We start from the raw sequence: 5,149 nt of genomic DNA, 5'->3' as shown, positions 1-5,149 counted from the left end.
GTGCACAAAAAATTCTTCAAGACAGAGCATTTGCTAAAGAAAATATCGAATTCGTTTGGGACAGTGTTGCTTACGAAATTAAAGGTGAAAGAAAAGTTTCTTCAATCGAAATCAGAAATGTTAAAACTGGTGAAGAAAGCTCTATTAAAGCTGATGGAGTATTCATCTATGTTGGTATGTTACCACAAACTCAAGATTTCCGAGATTTAGGAATTACTAATGAAGCTGGCTACATTCCAACTAATGAAAAATTAGAAACATTAGTACCTGGTATTTTTGCAGCTGGAGACGTACGTGAAAAAGAAATCCGTCAAGTAATCACAGCAGCATCTGATGGAGCTATAGCAGCACAAAGTGCTTATAGCTTTGTAGAAGGTTTAGAATAATAAAGTAAGAAGAGAAACTCTATTGATAGTTTCTCTTCTTTGATTTTTTATAAAAGTAAAAAAAGAAACCTACTGAGTATTGATAAAAAACTCAGTAGGTAATTTTCTTGTGAAAATAGTTTAATAATTATTTGTTGTTATGTTTTTTAGCCAAGTAAGGCATAATTAATCCTAATGAAAGTAGAACGATTGGTGTTGCGATGTTCATAATTGTTTGGAAAGTACTTTCTGGAGTGTACATACCAGAAATACAAGCAAACGCTGTCAAGAAGAAACACCAAGCTCCAAGTCCCATACCTACATATTTATTCTTAACAAATTTGTATTCAGATTGGAATTTTTCAGCTGATTTTTTCAAGAAGATATATGCAGCGAATACCCATAGGTAACGTAATGGCATGGTAACAGCGTTAAGTTTAACTAACCATCTGAATAAATCATTAACTTCTTTAATTCCAAACATTGGGATAATTAGTAAGATAGAAACGATAACTCCAACAAGTTTTAAGCCGTTAACGTATACATCGTTTTCGTTCTTAACTAATAATTTCTTAGGAATGTATCTTTCATCAGCACTACTTAATAACATACGAAGTGGTGCGTCGATAGAAATAATAACAACAGAAACTTGTCCGATTAAATCAACGATTGCATAGATAACTAAGAATAAGTTACCAACACCGTAGTAGTTACCTAAAGTTTGGAAAGCATAGTAAGTTCCGTTTGTAAGTAAGTCTTTAGGAATATTATTTGTATCGAACATTAATGCTAGAGCAAAAGTCCCAAGAATCGCAGTTGTACAAACCATAACTACTAGAGCAATCATTCCACGAGGAAAGTCTTTAGAAGGATTTTTCATCTTATTAACATAAGGTGAAATCTTCTCACAACCTCCAACCGCAAATACTAAAATCGCGATTGATGTAATATACTTAACATCAAATGTCGGCATGAAAGTATCTAATGACCAATCGATGTCGAAAGTTTTAGCACCGGTAATAGATGGTGCAGTAATAGCCATAACTACAAATAATAATGACATAATAAACATTGAAGATCCGGCTAACATCGCCATTTTCTTAATTAAGTTTACTCCACGAGTTGCTAAGAACAAAGCAACTAAGAAGATAACTAAAGAAGCGATTTGTAAGTATGTGATATCCATTTTACTAATACGGTTATCACGAAATACAGTCCAACTAAATGCAGCGATAATACGTGATGGTTTTTGAGAAATATAAGGCATGTGAACTACCCACATTGTCCATCCAGTATAATAAGCAAGTAGTTTTCCGTGTGTAGAACTAATCCAAGAACTTACACCACCACCGGCATCTTTAAAAGTAGATCCTAGCTCACCAACGATTAATGAATACGGAATAAAGTAAATTACGAAAATCAAAATCCAAGAAACTATAGATTTTAATCCACCGAACTCAGAGTATCCATTAACAACATTTCCAAACGCCCAAACCGTAGAAAATGCCATGAAGGCTAGGGTGTACCAAAATATTTTTTTTGCATCCCTCTCCATTGAGAACCTCCTAAATTATAAAATATACTAATAACTGCATAATTGCATTACTAAAATACTAGCATAGTCTACACAAATATTCAAGTAAAAATAATATAAATTAAATTAAAATTTTTTTATTTGAGAATAAAATACTACTTTATAGAAAAAATATAAATTCAAGATGATAGATGCAAATCCGATTTTCTTAAAATCAAAGGATAACTATGTAAATGTTAAATGTAAATTTACATTTCAGAAATATATTTGTATAATATTGATATTTTAAAGTTAATATGAAGTTTACAAAGGTGGACATCACTTGAAATGCAAATGGTTTTGCTTTATAATAACAATGTTAAGAGAAAGTTTTTTTATTGAGGAGTGATAAAATTTTGAAGAAAAAACAACGAACATTAACAAGGTTAATGTTAATAATGACAAGTCTAGTTGTCATTTCTTTATTAGTTACTTCCTTTTTTGTAACAGAATATATAAAAAAACGGGAGGATGAAGTTATCCGCCAAAAAATATATTCGACTGCTAAGCTTATAGCTAATAATAAAGGAATTAAAGATGATATAAAACATCATAGAAGAACAAATGAAATACAAGACTTCGCTAATAAAGTTATGGATGAAACAGGTACAGACTTTGTTGTTATCATGGATGATACTTTTACAAGATATACTCATCCGAAAGATGAATTCATCGGTGAAAAGTTTTCTAATATAGAAGATGTAAGTTCTACATTTACATCGGGAGATCATTATAGTAGACAAACTGGGCAATTAGGAGAAGGGCTTAGATTTTTTACAGCGATTAAAGATGAAAATGGTGAAAATATAGGAGTAGTGTGTGTAGGATATACTAAAGAAACTGTAAAAAAACAGATATTGCACTCACAAGAAAAGATACTTTTTGCTTTGTTAATAGGAATGACATTTGCGGCAACGATAGCAGTAATGTATAATCGCCAACTTAAGCGTATCTTATTAAACTATGAACCAGAGGAAATTGCATATAATTATATTGAAAAAAACTTAATCTCTGATCATGTCTCAGAAGGTATAGTAGGAATAAATATAGATAAGAAAATTATTGTAAAAAATAATAGTGCAAATCAAATTTTGGACAAAGCAGGATATACTAAGATAAAAAAAGGTGAACAAATTCCTGATGAAATGTATGAAATTTTCTTTAAGAGCATAATAGAAGAAAATCTTCAAAGTAGAGATGAATTAATCGTATTAAATCATATTGAAGTATTGGTTAATAGAAATGCAATATATCAAGATGATAAATTATACGGTGCTGTAGTTACGCTACGTGACCAAAGTGAAATGAAAAAATTAATCACAGAATTAAGTGGTACTGAGAAGTATAATGATAGTCTACGTGAACAAAGTCATCATTTCATGAATAAACTTCATGTTTTACATGGATTAATAGAAATGAAGTCATATGATGAAGTTGAGAAATTTATCACATACTTGAAAGACGACTATCATGAAAAAATAGGATATATTTCTGAGAATATTAAGGTGCCGGCAATAGCAGGGTTCTTACTTGCTAAAGTCAGAGAAGCTAAACAAAAAAATATATCGTTATTAATAGATCCAGATTCGAAGATTCTCAATAAAGAAGGTTTAGATAAAATCTTTAATGAACTTTTGATCATTCTTGGAGTGCTTATAGATAATTCGATGGAATCTATAGGAAACAAAAAAGATGGGAAAATTGTTGTTTACTTATATTTGAATACAGAAGAAAATATACTCTTATGTAAAGTATATGATAATGGTTGTGGAATTAATAAGGACATACTGGAAAGTGTATTTGAACGAGGATATTCAACAAAAGGAGAGAATAGAGGTTACGGACTAAATGCCGTTGATACAATAGTGAAAAAATATAACGGTTTAATAGACGTGGAAAGTGAAGTTGGCAAAACCCAATTTATAATAGAGATACCAATTGAGGAGGAACAATAATTGAGAGTACTAATAATAGAAGACGATCCAATGGTAGCGATGATACATAAAGAATATTTTAAAAGAAAAGAATTAACTGATGACCTTAACCATGTTACATCATTAGAGGCTGCAAAAGATTATCTAAAAAAAAATAAAGTTGATTTAATAGTTTTAGATAATTATCTAACTGACGGTCAAGGTGTTGAATTCTTACCAGAATTAAAGGGGTATCCAATCATTATGATAACAGCAGCAAATGATATACAAACAGTAGAAGCTGCATTATCTAACGGAGTGGTGGATTATTTAGTAAAACCTTTTACCTATGAAAGATTTTCACAAGCCATTGATAAAGTTCAAGATTATGTCAATCTACTATCAAAAGAAAAAATTAATCAAGATTTAATCGATGATTACTTAAACTCTGGTAGAGTAGACGAAGAGGAAGATAGTTTACCTAAAGGTCTATCAAGAATAACATTGAAAAAGGTTATAGAGGCTATTCAACAACAAAATACAGGATTTACAACACAACAAATAGCTGATATATTAGATATTTCTAGAATTACAATTAGAAAATACTTAAATCACTTAGTCAATATAAATGTCCTAAATGAAGATGCAGAATACTATACTTCAGGAAGACCTGTATCAGTATTTACAGTTGAATCAGAAAGTAAATTAGAAAAACTATTATAAAAATTATTATAAAAATTTTTATCGTATCATCACTAACATAATATAAAAATTATAGTAAAAAATTAATGAAAATAACCTTCAAAAGTAAAGTGACTTTTGAAGGTTATTTTGTGATATAAAAAGGCAGTTTAAAGAAATATGAGGCTGCTCACAAAAAAATTAAATTTAAAAAATTTATTATGAGAGCTCAAAGGAAGGGGCTGCCCCAAAAGACCTAAATTTTAACAAGGTTTATATGAGAACTCATAGATGCAGTGGTTTATTGATATCTAAATTTGCTTTATAAAAGCTTTTTAGATATCTAATAAACTGTGCGGGGATGACTCTGAAAAATCGATTTCTATGAAATCACGATTTTTGAGTCACTCCCATGAACTTTTAGGGATGACTCCATAAATCGATTTCTCTGAAATCATAATTCCTGAGGCATCCCCTAATAAAATACTATAGAAAATCAAAAACTTAAGTATATTATTTAGTTACTACGAATGAGTACCATCCGTTATCAGAAGTTTCTTCAACAAGTTTGAAACCACGTTCTAACATTTTTTCAAGAAGCTCGTCTTTCTTCTCTT

Annotated in this window: 4 protein-coding genes; 3 read left to right on the top strand and 1 reads right to left on the bottom strand. The window is 30.2% G+C overall.

From position 1 onward, the window contains the following. The coding region (locus tag RWN11_RS07015; RefSeq protein WP_314161035.1) for an FAD-dependent oxidoreductase at positions 1-386 on the top strand (386 nt) is incomplete at its 5' end. Positions 387-513: 127 nt separating this feature from the next. On the opposite strand, the gene RWN11_RS07010 is transcribed toward RWN11_RS07015, so the two are convergent. Next, complete coding sequence (locus RWN11_RS07010; RefSeq protein ID WP_314161034.1) at positions 514-1,920, bottom strand: amino acid permease; 1,407 nt, start codon at positions 1,918-1,920, stop codon at positions 514-516. Between the two features lie 374 nt (positions 1,921-2,294). Between RWN11_RS07010 and RWN11_RS07005 the strand changes: the two genes are divergently transcribed. Further along, positions 2,295-3,893, top strand: coding sequence for a sensor histidine kinase (locus RWN11_RS07005; protein ID WP_314161033.1), 1,599 nt, complete (start codon positions 2,295-2,297; stop codon positions 3,891-3,893). Beyond that, positions 3,894-4,574 carry a response regulator gene (locus RWN11_RS07000; protein ID WP_314161032.1) on the top strand — a complete coding sequence of 227 codons (681 nt, stop codon included), beginning with the start codon at positions 3,894-3,896 and terminating at the stop codon, positions 4,572-4,574. Positions 4,575-5,149: the final 575 nt, after the last annotated feature.

Source organism: uncultured Gemella sp. (genome assembly GCF_963519265.1).
Lineage (GTDB): Bacteria > Bacillota > Bacilli > Staphylococcales > Gemellaceae > Gemella.
The sequence above is the reverse complement of the archived record's forward strand: the minus strand, read 5'-3'. Positions and strand labels throughout refer to the sequence as shown.